The 15,573-nt window shown below is 71.3% G+C and carries 11 protein-coding genes; 4 read left to right on the plus strand and 7 right to left on the minus strand.

Annotated elements, in window-relative coordinates; translation table 11 throughout:
• The first annotated feature begins 13 nt into the window (after positions 1 to 13).
• Positions 14 to 484, plus strand: a complete 471-nt coding sequence (locus tag AB0I81_RS42565; RefSeq protein WP_360669898.1) for a hypothetical protein — start codon at positions 14 to 16, stop codon at positions 482 to 484.
• Here AB0I81_RS42565 and AB0I81_RS42570 read toward each other — a convergent pair whose 3' ends face one another.
• Positions 485 to 1,051: a sigma-70 family RNA polymerase sigma factor gene (locus AB0I81_RS42570; RefSeq protein ID WP_360669901.1), complete on the minus strand. Its 567-nt coding sequence runs from the start codon at positions 1,049 to 1,051 to the stop codon at positions 485 to 487.
• A 191-nt stretch (positions 1,052 to 1,242) separates the two neighbouring features.
• On the opposite strand from AB0I81_RS42570, the gene AB0I81_RS42575 reads away from it, so the two are divergent.
• A complete protein-coding gene (locus AB0I81_RS42575) occupies positions 1,243 to 2,334 on the plus strand; it encodes a hypothetical protein (RefSeq protein ID WP_360669904.1) in 1,092 nt (363 codons plus the stop codon).
• A 245-nt stretch (positions 2,335 to 2,579) separates the two neighbouring features.
• The gene (locus AB0I81_RS42580; RefSeq protein WP_360669907.1) at positions 2,580 to 5,852 is read left to right on the plus strand and encodes a glycoside hydrolase N-terminal domain-containing protein; all 3,273 of its coding nucleotides are present in this window, start codon (positions 2,580 to 2,582) and stop codon (positions 5,850 to 5,852) included.
• 93 nt (positions 5,853 to 5,945) lie between these two features.
• Here the strand turns inward: AB0I81_RS42580 and AB0I81_RS42585 are convergent, their stop codons facing one another.
• The 3 genes from AB0I81_RS42585 to AB0I81_RS42595 form a co-directional block, all read right to left on the minus strand.
• On the minus strand, positions 5,946 to 7,349 hold the full coding sequence (locus AB0I81_RS42585) for a BNR repeat-containing protein (RefSeq protein ID WP_360669910.1): 1,404 nt from the start codon (positions 7,347 to 7,349) through the stop codon (positions 5,946 to 5,948).
• A 186-nt stretch (positions 7,350 to 7,535) separates the two neighbouring features.
• The gene (locus AB0I81_RS42590) at positions 7,536 to 8,531 is read right to left on the minus strand and encodes a putative FMN-dependent luciferase-like monooxygenase (RefSeq protein WP_360669913.1); all 996 of its coding nucleotides are present in this window, start codon (positions 8,529 to 8,531) and stop codon (positions 7,536 to 7,538) included.
• Positions 8,532 to 8,652: 121 nt separating this feature from the next.
• Positions 8,653 to 9,585: a squalene cyclase gene (locus AB0I81_RS42595; protein ID WP_360669916.1), complete on the minus strand. Its 933-nt coding sequence runs from the start codon at positions 9,583 to 9,585 to the stop codon at positions 8,653 to 8,655.
• Between the two features lie 226 nt (positions 9,586 to 9,811).
• Here AB0I81_RS42595 and AB0I81_RS42600 point away from each other — a divergent pair, with 226 nt between their 5' ends.
• A complete protein-coding gene (locus AB0I81_RS42600; RefSeq protein WP_360669919.1) occupies positions 9,812 to 11,230 on the plus strand; it encodes an amidase family protein in 1,419 nt (472 codons plus the stop codon).
• A gap of 29 nt (positions 11,231 to 11,259) precedes the next feature.
• Here the strand turns inward: AB0I81_RS42600 and AB0I81_RS42605 are convergent, their stop codons facing one another.
• The 3 genes from AB0I81_RS42605 to AB0I81_RS42615 are packed head-to-tail and all read right to left on the minus strand — an operon-like array spanning position 11,260 to position 15,559.
• The gene (locus AB0I81_RS42605) at positions 11,260 to 13,224 is read right to left on the minus strand and encodes an ABC transporter ATP-binding protein (protein ID WP_360669922.1); all 1,965 of its coding nucleotides are present in this window, start codon (positions 13,222 to 13,224) and stop codon (positions 11,260 to 11,262) included.
• Positions 13,221 to 14,957 carry an ABC transporter ATP-binding protein gene (locus tag AB0I81_RS42610; RefSeq protein ID WP_360669925.1) on the minus strand — a complete coding sequence of 579 codons (1,737 nt, stop codon included), beginning with the start codon at positions 14,955 to 14,957 and terminating at the stop codon, positions 13,221 to 13,223. The genes AB0I81_RS42605 and AB0I81_RS42610 overlap by 4 nt, the downstream gene beginning before the upstream one ends.
• Positions 14,957 to 15,559 (minus strand): helix-turn-helix domain-containing protein, encoded by a 603-nt coding sequence (locus AB0I81_RS42615; RefSeq protein WP_360669928.1) that lies wholly within the window; start codon positions 15,557 to 15,559, stop codon positions 14,957 to 14,959. Before AB0I81_RS42615 ends, AB0I81_RS42610 begins: the two co-directional genes overlap by 1 nt.
• Positions 15,560 to 15,573 lie beyond the last annotated feature (14 nt).

Raw genomic sequence — 15,573 nt, forward strand, 5'->3', positions numbered from 1 at the left:
GACAACCGAACGGATGAGTGACATGGCCACCTCCCCGTGGGCCGACGACGATCGGCTGCTGGCCGCGCTCCGGGACGCCGTCCGGGCCGCGGCGGCCGTCCCGCCCGAGTTCACCGAGATCGGCAAGGCCGTCTTCACCTGGCACGATCCGGAGGCCGAGTTGGCGCTGCTGGTCTACGACTCCGCCTATGACCGCGATCTCGTGGCCGTCACCAGGGGCGGGCCGCGTACGCTGATCTTCGACGCGGGCGGGCAGCTCACGATCGAGGTCGAGGTGGGCCCCGACGTGCTGGTCGGGCAGGTGCTGCCGCCCAGGCCCGGCACGGTCGAACGGCACCTGCCGGGCGGCGACGTCGCCACCGCGCCGATCGACGACGGGGGCGGCTTCGCGCTGCGGCCCTCGCCCGCCGGGACCTTCCGCCTGCGCTGCTCCTGCGAGGAGCATGTGCTCACGACCGCCTGGGTGCCGCCCGACCTGGCCTGATCAGTCGTCCTCGGAAAAACCGCTCAGGAGCGGGCTGCGCCGTAACCGGGCCAGGCACCGGGCGCGTTGCGGGCCGATGCCGCCGATGGGCACTCCCAGCGTCTCGCTGATCTGCGCGTACGACATCGGCGTCTCGCTCAGGAAGCAGGTCAGCAACGTCCTGCAGTATTCGGGCAGGTCGGCCAGGGCGGTGCGCAGCGCCAGCGCCCGCTGGGCGCGCTCCACCTCCTCGTGCACCACGGCCGTGTCGTCCTTCAGGTCCACGTCCAGCACCTGCTCGGAGTCCTGCCTGCGGCGCGAGACGCGGTACTGGCGCAGGCACTCGCGCTGCGCGACCATCGCGATCCAGCCGGGCAGCGCGGCGGGCTCGCGCAACTCCGCAAGGTGCTCGACCAGGCGCAGCCACACGGTCTGGGCCACGTCGAGGCCGTCGGCGTTGCTCAGGCGATAACGCAGGCAGATCGACCACACCAGGGGCGAATACCGCTCCACGATGTCGTCCCACGCGTCCTGCTCGCCCTTACGCGCCTTGACGACCAGTGCCACGACCTGCGGATCGTCTCGCATGCCGCCTCCAAGGCGCGCCCGTCACCGATCGTGTCGTCCACCTGACGCACGGGTTCATCGTATGCGCGCGGCCCGTGGTAAAGGGTTATCGGGCTTGTCCTAGTACGTAGGAGCGCGCGAGCCGGGTTCACTCCGATGCCGACTGGCGACGAGGTCGCGGCAAGGGCGGCGGGCGGTCTCACAATGGGGCAATGGCCTACCCACCACAGCCTCACCCGCAAGATCCGTGGGGCCGGCAGACGCAGGAAGCACCTCAGGGACACGGCCGGCCGCCCCGGTACGGCCAACCGCCCGCGCAGCCCGGATACGGTCCGCCCGGAGCCGGGTACCAGGGATACGGTTACCAGGAGCACGGGGAGCACGGGGAACTCCGCCACGGCCCGCAGCCCAGGCAAGGGGGCCCGCCACCACCCGGCTTCGACCAGCACGAGTTATGGGGAACACAGAGTCCCTACGACCGGCAGGGCCCCCTGTACGAGAGCCACGGCTCGCCGAACCCCTACGGCCAGGGCGACCCGTACGGACTGCCCGACTACGGCCTGCCTCCCAGGCACAACAACACCATGACCATCTGGTTGTCCGTCGGGCTCGGCCTGGTCCTGCTGGTCGGCGGCACGATCGGCGCGGTCGCGTACGTCAGGTCCGCCGGCCCCAAGCCCGCCGCCCTGCCGACCAGCGCGACCTCGTTCCCCACGACCGCCCCCTGGCAGTCCGGCGCACCCTCGGCCCAGCCGTCGCAGGAACCCTCGGAGCAGCCGTCGGGCGACCCCACGGGCGACCCCACGGGCGACCCCGGCACCGCCGCGGCGGGCTCGCCGCTGCAGGACAGCGAGTTCGACGACTGGAAGTTCAACCTGAGCGGCGTCAAGTTCGACGCCAACAAGGTCGAAGGCTGGACCTACGACTCGTGCGACCCGGTGGACGGGCGGGGCGTGCTGGCCAAGAACAAGTGCGAGAGCGCCATCCAGGTCGCCTACTCGGCCTATCGGGGACACCTCAAGGCGGTGCAGGTCATCATGGCGTTCCCGTCGGACAGCGCCGCCAAGACCGCCGCCGCGCGGCTGAGCAAGCTCACCTCGAACGCGGTGAACATCCGCAGCGACATGACGCTGCCCGACTTCACCTACGGGAAGATCCAGACGAACGCCTCGAAGAGGTACGTGGTCACCACGGTCGTCACCGCGGACAAGACGGCCCAGCGCAAGGCCCAGCAGTTCCACATCTACCTGCAGGCCGACTCCATGAGCTACTGCCTGCTGCGCGACACGACGGTCACGAGCTGACCCCGGGCGGATCAGGATGGGAGGCGCGCCGTGGGCGGGCGCGCCCGCTCCCATTCATCGGATCTCCGATGCCGTCGTCGTGGAACCGCAGGTCTGGGTGTGATTCGGGGGATACATCCGATGTCAACCCTTGTTGCGTGGACATTTCGGTGCTATCTCCTTGGATCATGCCCCTCGTGTGATCGGAGGAATCCGTGCAGCACCCCCCACGACGACGTTTACGCGCTGCCTTGATCACCATCTTCATGCTCGCCGCAGGACTCTCGGCGCCGGTGCACGCCGCCGCCGACTCAGTAGAGACACCCGATGACTTGACCCTCTGGTACGACAAACCCGCGACCGACTGGGAGACCCAGGCCCTGCCCATCGGCAACGGCCCGCTGGGCGCGATGGTGTTCGGCGGTGTGGCGTCCGAGCAGATCCAGTTCAACGAGAAGACCCTGTGGACCGGTGGTCCCGGCTCGCCCGGCTACCACTTCGGCAACTGGAAGACGCCACGCCCCGGCGCCATCGCCGCCGTCCAGGAGCAGATCGACCGGGACGGCAGGATGAAGCCGGAGGAGGTGGCGGCGAAGCTGGGCCAGCCCAAGACGGGCTTCGGCGCGTACCAGACCTTCGGCGACCTGTTCCTCGACTTCGGCCATGCGGCTCCGGCCGATTACCGGCGCGAGCTGAGCCTGCGTGAGGCCGTCGCCCGCGTCGGCTACACCGCCGACGGCGTGCGGCACTCGCGCGAGTTATTCGCGAGCAACCCGGGCAACGTGATCGTCGGGCGGCTCTCGGCCGACCAGGGCGGGAAGGTGTCGTTCACGTTGCGGCACACCTCGCCGCGCGAGGACAAGACGGTCACCGCCTCCGGCGGCCGGCTGACCATTCGCGGCCGGCTCAGCGACAACAAGATGGCCTTCGAGGCCCAGGTCCAGGTCGTCACGCAGGGCGGCACCCGCACCGACGACGGAGACAAGATCACCGTCTCGGGCGCGGACAGCGCCGTGTTCGTGTTGTCGGCCGGCACCGACTACGCCGGCTCCTATCCCACCTACCGGGGCGAGGACCCGCACGCCAAGGTCACCGCCGCCGTGGACGCCGCGTCCGCCAAGGGCTACGACGCGCTGCTGCGGGCGCACCTGGCCGACTACCGCGAGTTGTTCGACCGGGTGAAGCTGGACCTCGGCGGCTCGACCCCGACGGTTCCCACCGACCAGCTGCGCAGGAACTACACCGGCGGCGCCTCCCCCGACGACCGGGCGCTGGAGGCGATGTTCTTCGCCTACGGCCGTTACCTGCTCATCGCCTCCTCCAGGGAGAACGACCTGCTGCCGGCCAACCTGCAGGGCGTGTGGAACAAGGTCACCAACCCGCCCTGGTCGGCCGACTACCACGTCAACATCAACCTGCAGATGAACTACTGGCTCGCCGAGCAGACCAACCTGCACGAGACGACCACGCCCTACGACCGCTACATCTCAGCCCTGGTCGAGCCGGGCCGCAAGACCGCCAAAGACATGTACGGGGCGCGCGGCTGGGTGGTCAACAACGAGACCAACCCGTTCGGGTTCACCGGCGTGCACACCTACGCCAGCTCCTTCTGGTTCCCCGAGGCCGCCGCCTGGACCACCCAGCACCTCTACGACACCTACCGCTTCACCGGCGACCTCGGCTATCTGCGCGAGACCGCGTACCCGGTGATCAAGGGCGCGGCGGAGTTCTGGCTGGACTTCCTGCACACCGACCCGCGCGACGGCAGGCTCGTCGTCTCCCCCAGCTACTCCCCCGAGCACGGTGACTTCTCCGCCGGCGCGTCGATGTCGCAGCAGATCGTCGGCGAGGTGCTCGCCAACGCGCTGGCCGCCGCCCGCAAACTCGGCGTGGACCGGGCTTTCCAGGACGAGGTGAGTGCCGCGCTGGCCAAGCTGGACCCGGGCCTGCGCGTCGGCTCGTGGGGTCAGCTCCAGGAGTGGAAGTCCGACTGGGACTCCAAGACCGACACTCACCGGCACGTCTCCCACCTGTACGCCCTGCACCCCGGCAACCGGATCGAGCCCGGCACGCCCGAAGCCGCCGCCGCCGAGGTGTCGCTGACCGCGCGCGGCGACGGCGGCACCGGCTGGTCCAAAGCCTGGAAGATCAACTTCTGGGCGCGGCTGCTCGACGGCGACCACGCCCACAAGATGCTCTCCGAGCAGCTCAAGTCCTCCACGCTGGACAACCTGTGGGACACCCACCCGCCGTTCCAGATCGACGGCAACTTCGGCGCCACCTCCGGCATCGCCGAGATGCTCGTGCAGAGCCAGCACGACGTGCTGCACCTGCTGCCCGCGCTGCCGTCCGCCTGGAAGGACGGCTCGGTACGCGGCCTGCGCGCCCGCGGCGGCGTCACGGTGGACGCCTCCTGGAAGGACGGCGCCCCCGACACCGTCACCGTCCGGCCCGGCAGGACGGGGCCGATCAAGGTCAAGTCGTCGTTCATCGCCGGCCGCTACCGGGTCTACGACGAGCGGGGGCACGAGGTCGGGCCGCGCCGTGAGGGAGACACGCTGAGCTGGAACGCGCGGGCCGGGCAGGCGTACACGATCCAGAACGAGGCCGCCGTCGTGTTGAAGACGCCCGCCACCGCGATGCCGGGCACGCCGTTCGAGGCGCGGGTCGCGGTCACCGCCACCCGGCGTCGCGCGGTGCCCGCCGCCAGTGTGGCGCTCACCGTGCCGCAGGGCTGGACCGTCTCGCCCGCCACGCGCTCCCTGCCCGCCGTCAAACCCGGTCAGACGGGCACCGCCGCGTTCACCGTCACGCCGGGGCCCGCCGACGGGACCCGCCGCGCGGTGCTCGCCGCCGCCGTCACCGGTTCCTGGAAGGGCGCGGCCACCGCCGTGCTCGCCCTGGACCCCTGCGCGCCCGCCACCGCCGGGTCGGTCCTGGTCGCCTGGGACCCCAAGGAGGGCGGCACGGTCGCCGACGCCTCCGGCAACGGCCGCGACGCCACCGTCACCGGGACCGCCGCCTACGACGCCACCGCGCCGTCCGGCAGCGGGCTGCTGCTCGACGGGAACTCCTATCTGACCACCGCCAACACCACGCTCGGCCTGGTACGGGAGGCCACCTTCGCCGCCGAGGTCAAGATCGGCGGCAGCGGCTACCGCCGCCTGTTCGACTCCCAGCCGTCCGGTGACCCCGGCACCGACGGGGTGCTCATCGACGTGACCCCTGGCGGCACGCTGCGCTTCATCGGCGCGGGCGCGAACGTCACCCTGAACACCGCCCTTCCCGCCGGCCGCTGGATCGACGTCGTGGTGACCCTCGACCGCACCGGCGCGGTCACGGTGTACGTGGACGGCGAGCGCAAGGCGTCCGCCCAGGCCACCTCCGACGGCATCGCGGGCTGCGCCGCCCGGCCGCTGCGCTTCGGCGCCGACCAGGGCGGCGGGCAGCGGCTGACCGGCGGGGTGGACCGGGCGGCCATCCTGGCCAGGGCGCTCAGCGCCGAGGAGGTGAAGAACTGGCGGGACCTGGCCTTCTGACCTGAGTCCCGCTGACCCGGCCGGGTGGGGCACCTCGCGGCCCCGCCCGGCTTCGCGGCCCCGCCTGGCTTCGCGGCCCCGCCTGGCTTCGCGTCACCCGCCGAGGCGGAGATCGAGTACCCGCAGGGCCGAGGGGGTCGTGCCGCTGGAGCTCTGCTGGTACATGACCGACAGGACACGCTCGGCGGCCAGACGCTCGTAGTCCACGACGACCTCGCCGAAGGCGTTCAAGCCCGCCCCGTCATACAGCAGGCTCCAGTCCGCCCAGCCGGAGGACGCGCTCGCCGCCACCACCCGCCCGAACGGCAGCACCACGTACGCGTTGTCGGCCGCGTCGAAGACCAGCCGCGAACGGCCGGTGGAGTTCGGCGGCACCGGGATCTCCCGCTTCTGCCAGGCCCCGGCCGGGTCCCGCCGCACGTGGAAGACCCGCCCGTACTGGCGGCGCTGCGCGGCGTAGGACGAGACGCACTGCGTGAAGCGGCCGGGCACGTAGCTGATGACGACGTGCGGCCGGCCGGCGGAGTCGACGGCCTGGCTCTCCTGGTTCATGAGGCCGTGGTCCACGGTGAGCGGGTCGGCGATCAGGCCGGGCGAGGTGACCGAGATCGGGGTCCCGCCGGTCGTGCCGACCTGGGCGCCCGCGCCGTTGCGCCAGGTGCGGCCCTGGTCGTCGCTGTAGACGTAGCAGGTGTCGTGGTTGGCGAGCCCGCCCTGGTTGCACAGCACGCCCGTGTTGCCCTCGCGCCAGGTGAAGGCGACGTGCAGGCGGTTGCCGCGGTAGGTCAGGCCGTGCACGTACATGTTGCGGGTCGTGCTGGTGACGCCGTTCGTGGTGTGGGAACCGGTGGCGGAGGACCATCTGCCGAGCCTGGTCCAGCCGGCCGTCGTGTACTCGGCCAGTTCGTTCGTGCCGTTGCCCGAGCCGCCCGTACGGTAGAACAGCTGCAGCCGGCCGGACGGCGCCACGACGAACTGCGGATACGTCATGGCGCCCGGCGACACCCCGTCGAGGCTGCGCTGCACCGGGCCGAAGCGGGCGGCCGACCACGCGCCGCCCGTCACCAGTCCCGGCTCCGACTTGGTGTAGTAGATCGTGCTGTTGTGGGTGTCCATGGCCACGTGCAGGCGGCCGTCGGCGGGCGAGAGGCCCAGGCAGATGACGTTGTGCGAGTCGTTCACGGTCAGCCGGTGCGGCAGCGTGATCGTCTGCCACGCGCCGCCGGGCAGCGCGCGGCGCGCGATCCGTACGTCGCGGGTGGCGGTGTACCAGGCGGCGTACTGCTGTCCCGCGTGCGTGAGGATGCCGTTGAGCTGGAAGGACTGGTTGTTGACCAGCCCGTCGTAGGAGACGAAGTACAGCGCCGACCGGTCGAGCAGGCTGTCGCCGAGCCTGCTCACCACCGGCCCCGCCGCCGCGGCGGGTGCGAGCGCCGCCGCCACGACCCCGCCGCCCGCCGCGAGCAACCGCCGCCTGCTCAACCAGGAACCGGCCATGACACCTCCGCTCGGTCGCTACCAGACGTTAGGGAGGTGCGGCTACGGGAGCAAAGACGCGAGTGATTCGGGCCGCCGCTTAACCTGCTCCCGGCCTGTCCCCTGCCTGGTCATCCGAGCGATCACCAGAGCACTCGGCCGGCCGTGCGCCTTGGGCGGAGGTGAAAATTTCAGCCCGCGCCGTGCTCACTTCCGCGACGATGGTTCCGCGGAGGGGAGCCGGCCGAGCGCGGGCGCGACCTCGGTCGCGAGCAGCTCGATCGAGCGCAGGACGAGCGGGTGCGGCGGATCGACCGAGTGCACCTGGAAGACCAGGTCGGTCGCGTGCTCCAGGGTCGGGTCGGCGCGCAGGCTCTCGATGACGTCCTGCGGCGTGCCCAGGTGCACGTCGAAGGCGGCGATGCGGCTGTGCAGGCTGTCGTCGGGCAGCTCGAAGGGCAGCCGGCGGCGGCCCAGGCCCAGTTCGGCGTGGCGCAGCGCCTCGGCCCGGCTGTCGGCGACGAACGCGGTGCGCGAGGCCATGACGCGCGGCGCGACGCCCGGCGGCAGGCTCTCGTGGTAGGCGGCCACGATCGGCAGTTGCAGGTCGGCCAGCGTGGCCTGCGGGTCGTCGGCGGGCCGTGGCTGGGTGCGCGAGAGCATCAGCCCGTGGCCGGCCCGTCCCGCCCTGGCCCCGCCCGCGACGGAGAACGTGGCCTCCCACACGGCGTCAAGGAGCCGGGGCGCGGGCGGGTAGAGCCGGTTGCCGCCCCCGAGGTCCTCCCCCGCCCAGGCTTGCCGCAGCCGCCGCAGGTGCTCGGCGTACAGCGCCGCGCGCTCGGCGCTGTCGTGCCCGAAGGCCGGGAACGCCGACGGCGTGCCGCCGCCGCCCACGCCCACCTCCAGCCGCCCGCCGGTCAGCAGGTCCAGCACGGCGGTGTCCTCGGCCACCCGAAGCGGATGTTCGAGCGGCAGCGTGATGATGCCGGTGCCGAGCCGGATGCGGCTGGTACGGGCGGCGACGTGGGCGAGGAACACCAGCGGCGCGGGCAGCCCGCCCTCCTCGCCGTCGAAGTGGTGCTGAGCCACCCACGCGGTGTCGAACCCGTGCTTCTCGGCGTGCCCGATCTGCTCGGCGGCCAGCCGGTAGCGCTCCTGCGGCGGCGCGTCGTCGAGCAGCCGGGTGAAGAAACCGAACCTCATCGCACCCGCCCCGGCCCTGCTGCCGGCAGTTTTCGGATGTCGGTGAAGAGCTGGCGGGTGGTTCCGGTTTCCACGATGCGTCCTTTACTCATGACGGAGACGGTGTGCGAGATACAGCAAATCAGCCCCGTGCCCAGTCGAGCACCCGCAACGCGCGCAGCGTGTTCCAGCGGCTCGGCTCGCCCACGCCCTCGTCGAAGGGGAAGTGGACCCGTCCCGGATACACGTGGTCGAGCAACCAGCGGCCGTCGGGCTGCCGCTTCGAGCGCACGACCTCCACGGCCTGCGCCACCCGGGGATCCGGCGCGGCCCCCGTGCTCCTGAAGTAGTCCAGCGCCCGCAGCACGTCGTGGTACCAGTAGAACGGGAAGGCGAAGTCGAGGAAGGCCGCGTCGGCGACCTCACCGGTGCTCTTGCGGCGGAACAGGCCGCGTTCGAGCAGGTACTCCTCACCGCCGAGCCGCGCCTGACGCACCGCGTCGGACGGGCCGGTCGCGCGCTCGAACACGAGCAGCCCCTCCAGCACGCTGGTCGTCGTGTGGAACGAGGAACGCACGGACCCGTTCTCGGCCTCGCAGTTCCAGCCGCCGTCGGGGAGCCGCTCGCCGAGCACCCGCTGCACGATGCCCGAGACGTCCACCCCGAAGTAGGCCCCGGCCTCGATCGTCCTGCCGTTGATGCACGGCTCGACCTCACCGTCGAAGTACCGCTGCCCGGCGTGTTCCCACCGGCCGTGCTCGGCGACCAGCGGAATCGCGCGGCGCGCCGACTCCGACGCCGGGTCGAGCCCGAGGATCTGCAACGTCTGGAGGCTGTGCATCGTGGCCGTCCAGGGCTGGCCGGGTTCGTCGCCGGTGCGGACGCCCGGGAAGCAGGCGCCGCCGTCCCACAACCCGTCGGCGCCCTGAAGCGCCAGGAGCCGGGCGCCCCAGCCCTCGTGCTCAACGCGCGCCCGCTCGGCGGCCACCTCCTCGGGCGAGGCGTCCGTCAGATCGCGCATCACCTGCCAGCGGATGGCGGGGTCGGAATCGAGCAGCCATTCGATAACGTCCATCGTCGCACCTTAGGGCATCGAACCTGTGATCGGAAGATTCAATTCGATGGACGCCGGGCCTGGGCCGCTGCCAGCATGGACACGATGTACCGAGCGTAGGGACTCTTCGATCACCGGCGGGAGATGGCCTCTGACAGCCATCGCCCCGGTCCGGGCTGTTCGCCGTCGGCGGCGCCCGCCGCGCCGCCCCCACCCGAACGTAGTGATCGAGACCCAAGGACTTCTCATGGACCTCCACGAGTACGCGAGGTACGACGCCGTCGGCCTCAGAGACCTGATCAAGGCGGGCGAGGTCACGGCCGCCGAGGTCGAGACCGCCGCCCGGCAGGCCCTGGCCCTGGCGGACGGGCGGCTCAACGCCCTGGCGCTGCCGATCTTCACCCCGGCCCTGGACCACGCCGCCGACGGGCCCCTGGCCGGGGTGCCGTTCCTGATCAAAGACCACGGGCCGGTGGCGGAAGGGGTGCCGTTCACCCTGGGCAGCCGCGCCCTGCCGGGCGTCGTCGCCTGGCGCGACACCGACCTGATGACCCGCTTCCGCGCCGCCGGGCTGCTCACGCTGGGGCTGACCACCGTGCCGGAACTGTGCGTCAGCTTCACCACCGAGCCGCTCCGGTACGGCCCCGTCCGCAACCCGTGGCACCTCGGGACGAGCGCGGGCGGGTCGAGCGGGGGCGCCGCCGCGCTGGTCGCCGCCGGGGCGGTGCCCGTCGCGCACGCCAGCGACGGCGCGGGCTCCATCCGGATCCCGGCCGCCTGCTGCGGCCTGGTCGGGCTCAAGCCGAGCCGCGGCCGGGTCACCTCGGGGCCCGACCTGGGTGAGCCCATGCTCGGCATGGCGTACGAGTTCGCGCTCACGCGCACCGTCCGCGACACCGCCGTCCTGCTGGACGCCGTCCAGGGTCCGGGGGTCGGCGACAAGTACACCGCGCCGCCCCCGCACCGCCCGTACATCGAGGAGGTCGGCGCCGATCCCGGCCGGCTGCGGGTGGCGGTGCACACGACGTCGTGGGCGGGGACGTGGGTCGACCCCGAGATGGCCGCGGCGGCCGTACGGACCGGCGAGGCGCTGGCGGCGGCCGGGCACATCGTGACGGAGGCCGGCCCGGCCTTCGACTGGGCGGACCTCGTACGGGCGGCGATGGGCGAAGGCGTGGCGATCGCCTCCACGCTGCTGCTGGCGCCGCGGGTGCCCGACGAGTCGCTGATGGAGGCCGTCTCGCGGCAGTTCATGAAGGTGGCCGGGGAGTGGGGCGCGCTGGACCTGCTGGCCGCGCTCGACGCGCAGAACCGGGTGACCCGGTCGGTGGCGGCGTTCTTCACCGGCCACGACCTGCTCGTCACCCCGGCGCTCGGCCGCCCGCCCGTCCCGCACGGCACCCTCCGGCAGGACGACCCCGGCCACACCATGGCGAGCTGGCTGGCGACGCTGGCCGAACACGGGCCGTTCACGCAGGTGTTCAACGTCACCGGCCAGCCCGCGATCAGCCTGCCACTGGGTCACGGCCGGGACGGGCTGCCCATCGGCGTGCAGATCGCGGCGGCCTACGGGCGCGAGGACCTGCTCCTGCGCGTCGCGGCCCATCTGGAGCGGGCCATGCCGTGGCGGGACCGCACACCCCCCGCCTCCGTCGTGAACGCCTGACGAGGACGAGGGGTGCGCCGGGGCCGCCGTCAGTCCACCTCGACGACGGCCTCGGCGAACTGCGCGGAGTAAAGCCGGGCGTAGGCGCCCTCCGCGGCCAGCAGCGACTCGTGCGTGCCCTGCTCGACGATCCGCCCGTTCTCCATGACCAGGATCAGGCTGGCGTCGCGGATCGTGGACAGCCGGTGCGCGATCACGAAGCTGGTGCGGCCCTCGCGCAACGAGCTCATCGCCCGCTGGATGAGCACCTCGGTACGGGTGTCGACCGAGCTGGTCGCCTCGTCCAGGATCAGGATCGCCGGCTCCGACAGGAACGCCCTGGCGATCGTGATGAGCTGCTTCTCACCCGCGCTGACCGTCGCGCCCTCCTCCTCGATGACCGTGTCGTAGCCGTCGGGCAGCGTGTGCGCGATGCGGTCCACGTGGGCGGCCCGCGCGGCGGCCTCGATGTCCTCGCGGGTGGCGCCCTCGGCGCCGTAGCCGATGTTCTCCGCGATCGTGCCGCCGAACAGCCAGGTGTCCTGCAGCACCATGCCGATGTTGGCGCGCAGCTCCTCCCTGGACATCTCGGCGGTGTCGACGCCGTCGAGCGTGATGCGGCCGCCGGTCACCTCGTAGAAGCGCATGACGAGGTTGACCAGCGTGGTCTTGCCCGCTCCCGTGGGGCCCACGATGGCCACGGTCTGGCCGGGCTCCACCGTCAGTGACAGGTTCTCGATCAGCGGCCGGTCCTCTGCGTAGCGGAAGGACACGTTCTCGAACGCCACCCGGCCCCTGAGCCGTTCCGGCCGCGCGGGCTTGGCGGGCTCGGCGGACTGCTCCGGCGCGTCGAGCAGCTCGAAGACCCGCTCGGCGGAGGCGATGCCGGACTGCACCAGGTTCGCCATGCCGGCCACCTGGGTCAGCGGCTGGCTGAACTGCCGCGAGTACTGGATGAACGCCTGCACGTCGCCCAGCGAGATCGAGCCGGAGGCCACCTTGAGCCCGCCGACCACGGCGACCAGCACGTAGTTGAGGTTGCCGATGAACATCATGGCCGGCTGGATGAGGCCGGAGATGAACTGGGCGCGGAAGCTGGAGGTGAACAGGGCCTGGTTGTGCTCGGTGAAGGTGTCGGCGGCCTCCTTCTGCCTGCCGAACGCCTTGACCAGGGTGTGGCCGCCGTACATCTCCTCGATGTGGCCGTTGAGCTTGCCCGTCGAGGACCACTGCTTGATGAACTGCGGTTGCGAGCGCTTGCCGATGACCGCGGTCACGTACACCGACACCGGCACCGTGATGAGCGCGATGAGCGCGAGGATCGGCGAGATCCAGAACATGAACGCGAGCACCCCGACGACCGTCAGCGCCGAGGAGATGAGCTGGCTCATCGTCTGCTGCAGCGTCTGCGCGATGTTGTCGGTGTCGTTGGTGGCGCGGCTGAGGATCTCGCCGCGCGGCTGGCGGTCGAAGTAGCTCAGCGGCAGCCGCGCCAGCTTGGCCTCGATCTCCTCGCGCAGCCGGTACGCCGCCCGCTGCACGACGGTCGTCGTCATCCTGAACTGCGCGATGCCGAGCGCCGCCGCCACCAGGTAGAGGGCCAGCACCCAGGCCAGCACCACGGCCAGCGCGGTGAAGTCGATGCCCTGACCGGGCACCACGTTCATCGCCGCCACCATGTCGGCGAAGGTGGTCTCGCCCCGGGCGCGCAGCCCCGCCACGGCCTCCGCCTTGGTGGCCCCCGCGGGCAGCTGGGCGCCGATGATGCCGGTGAAGATCAGGTCCGTGGCCTGGCCGAGCACCTTGGGGCCCGTCACGGTGAGCGCCACGCTGGCCGCGCCGAGGGCCAGGACGACGATGAGCAGCGTGCGTTCCGGGCGCAGCAGCCGCATCAGGCGGCGCAACGTGGCGCCGAAGTCGAGCGCCTTCTCGGCCGGGCCGCCGCCCATCATCCTGCCCGGCCCGAAGCCGGGCTGCGGCCGGCGCGCGGGCGCTTCCGTGGTGCTGCTGCTCACGCCGCTGCCTCCTGTTCTGTGAGCTGGGAAAGCACGATCTCCTTGTACGTCGGGCAGGTCTCCATGAGTCCGGCGTGATCGCCGCTGCCCACCACCCGGCCCTCTTCGAGCACGATGATCTGGTCCGCGTCGCGGATCGTGCTCACCCGCTGGGCCACGATGACGATCGTGGCGTCGGTGATCCGCTCGGCCAGCGCGGCCCGCAGCCGGGCGTCGGTGGCGTAGTCGAGCGCGGAGAAGGAGTCGTCGAAAAGGTAGATCTCGGGCCGGTGCACCAGGGTCCTGGCGATGGCCAGGCGCTGGCGCTGGCCGCCGGAGACGTTGGTGCCGCCCTGGGCGATCGGCTCCTCCAGGCCGCCGGGCATCTCCTCGACGAACCCGCGGGCCTGAGCCGTCTCCAGGGCCTGCCACAACTCCTCGTCGGTGGCGTCGGGCCGGCCGTAACGCAGGTTGGAGGCGACGGTGCCGGAGAAGAGGTAGGGCGACTGCGGGACGATGCCGACCGCCTCGGCGAGCACGACCGGGTCGAGTTCGCGTACGTTGACGCCGTCCACCAGCACCTCGCCGGCGCTGGCGTCGAACAGCCGCGGGACGAGGTTGAGCAGCGTCGTCTTGCCGCTGCCGGTGCTGCCGATGATCGCGGTGGTCCTGCCGGGCCTGGCCGTCAGGTTCACCTCGCTCAGCACCGGCTCCTCGGCGCCCGGATAGCGGAAGTCGACCGACCTCAGCTCCAGCTCGCCGATGCGCCGTTCCGGAGTGACGGGGTTCGCCGGCGGGTGGACGGTCGGCTCGGTGCCGAGCACCTCCTCGATGCGCTCGGCGCAGACCTCGGCCCGCGGGATCATCATGAACATGAACATCGCCATCATGATCGACATCAGGATCTGCATGAGGTAGGAGATCACCGCCGTCAGCGCGCCCACCTCCATGGCGCCGTCGGCGATGCGGTGGCCGCCGAACCAGACGGCGGCGACGCTGGAGACGTTCACCACGAGCATGACGGAGGGGAACATCAGCGCCATCAGCCGCCCGACCTTCAGCGACACGTCGGTCAGGGCCTCGTTGGTCACGGCGAAGCGCTCGCGCTCGTGCCGGTCGCGGACGAAGGCCCTGATGACGCGGATGCCGGTGATCTGCTCGCGCAGCACCTGGTTGATCCGGTCGATGCGCTCCTGCATCGTACGGAAGAGCGGGCGCATCAGCACCACGATCAGGCCCACGATGGCGATCATCACCGGCAGCACGACGACCAGCAGCGACGACAGCGCCGCGTCCTGGCGCAGCGCCAGCACGATCCCGCCGACGCACATGATCGGCGCGGTCACCATCATCGTGAACGTCATCAGCACGAGCAGCTGGATCTGCTGCACGTCGTTGGTGGTCCTGGTGATCAGGGACGGCGGGCCGAACCTGTTGACCTCCTGGGCGGAGAAGTCCTGCACCCGGTGGAAGATCGCGCCCCGCAGGTCCCTGCCCAGGGCCATCGAGGTGCGGGCGCCGTAGTACACGGCCACGGTCGAGCAGATGATCTGGATCAGCGTCACACCGAGCATCACCAGGCCGAGCCGCATGATGTAACCGGTGTCGCCGACGACGACACCGTGGTCGATGATGTCGGCGTTGAGCGTGGGGAGATAGAGCGTGGCCAGCGTCTGCACGAACTGGAAGATCACGACGAGCGTGATGTCCTTCCCGTACGGCCGCAGCTGGACCCGCAACAGACGGAACAACATTATCGGGGGCTTTCTGTAGAGGGGGTATCAGGAGGAGACGAGCGCAGGAGCAGGCCGTCGAGCAGGACGGAGACGATCTCCTCGTCGTCCATGTCGCCGAAGTCGGCGCTGTGGCCGAAGCCCCGCTGCACGCTGACCGCGGTCAGCATGGTCAGGAGCTGGGCCGCGGCCTCGGGAGAGCGGCGCAGCCGGGCGCGGTCGGGCTCGATCAGCGCGGCGAGCTGAGCCACGATCTGGCGCCGGTTCTCCATCATCCGCTCGCGGAACTCGACGTCGTCCGTCGTCATCAGCTTGGGCGCGGCGAAGAGGTTGGCGTTGGCGCTCATTCCCTCCCGCATCAGGGCGACCGCCATCCGGAGCCGCTCGCGCAGGCCGGCCTCCTTGTCGATGGCCGCCAGCGCGGCCACGGCCGGGCTGGGGTCGAACGCGCTCATCAGGGCCGCCCGCAGCAGCGACGCCTTGTCGGGGAACACGCCGAAGATCGTGCCCTCGGCCACGCCCGCGGCCTCGGCGATCTGGCGGGTGCTCACGTCGGTGCCGTATTCGCGCAGCAGCGGGAGCGTGGCGGCGATGAGTGCGGCACGTCGGTCTTCTGGTGCCATCGCCGGCACCCTTC

It is taken from the genome of Nonomuraea sp. NPDC050404, assembly GCF_040655495.1.
Lineage (GTDB): Bacteria > Actinomycetota > Actinomycetes > Streptosporangiales > Streptosporangiaceae > Nonomuraea.

Excerpts from the sequence above, each read along its gene's own strand:
- AB0I81_RS42610 (WP_360669925.1), bottom strand. The coding sequence starts at position 14,957 with ATGTTGTTCCGTCTGTTGCGGGTCCAGCTGCGGCCGTACGGGAAGGAC.
- AB0I81_RS42590 (WP_360669913.1), bottom strand. The coding sequence starts at position 8,531 with ATGAGGTTCGGTTTCTTCACCCGGCTGCTCGACGACGCGCCGCCGCAG.
- AB0I81_RS42570 (WP_360669901.1), bottom strand. The coding sequence starts at position 1,051 with ATGCGAGACGATCCGCAGGTCGTGGCACTGGTCGTCAAGGCGCGTAAG.
- AB0I81_RS42595 (WP_360669916.1), bottom strand. The coding sequence starts at position 9,585 with ATGGACGTTATCGAATGGCTGCTCGATTCCGACCCCGCCATCCGCTGG.
- AB0I81_RS42600 (WP_360669919.1), top strand. The coding sequence starts at position 9,812 with ATGGACCTCCACGAGTACGCGAGGTACGACGCCGTCGGCCTCAGAGAC.
- AB0I81_RS42615 (WP_360669928.1), bottom strand. The coding sequence starts at position 15,559 with ATGGCACCAGAAGACCGACGTGCCGCACTCATCGCCGCCACGCTCCCG.
- AB0I81_RS42565 (WP_360669898.1), top strand. The coding sequence starts at position 14 with ATGAGTGACATGGCCACCTCCCCGTGGGCCGACGACGATCGGCTGCTG.
- AB0I81_RS42585 (WP_360669910.1), bottom strand. The coding sequence starts at position 7,349 with ATGGCCGGTTCCTGGTTGAGCAGGCGGCGGTTGCTCGCGGCGGGCGGC.
- AB0I81_RS42575 (WP_360669904.1), top strand. The coding sequence starts at position 1,243 with ATGGCCTACCCACCACAGCCTCACCCGCAAGATCCGTGGGGCCGGCAG.
- AB0I81_RS42580 (WP_360669907.1), top strand. The coding sequence starts at position 2,580 with ATGCTCGCCGCAGGACTCTCGGCGCCGGTGCACGCCGCCGCCGACTCA.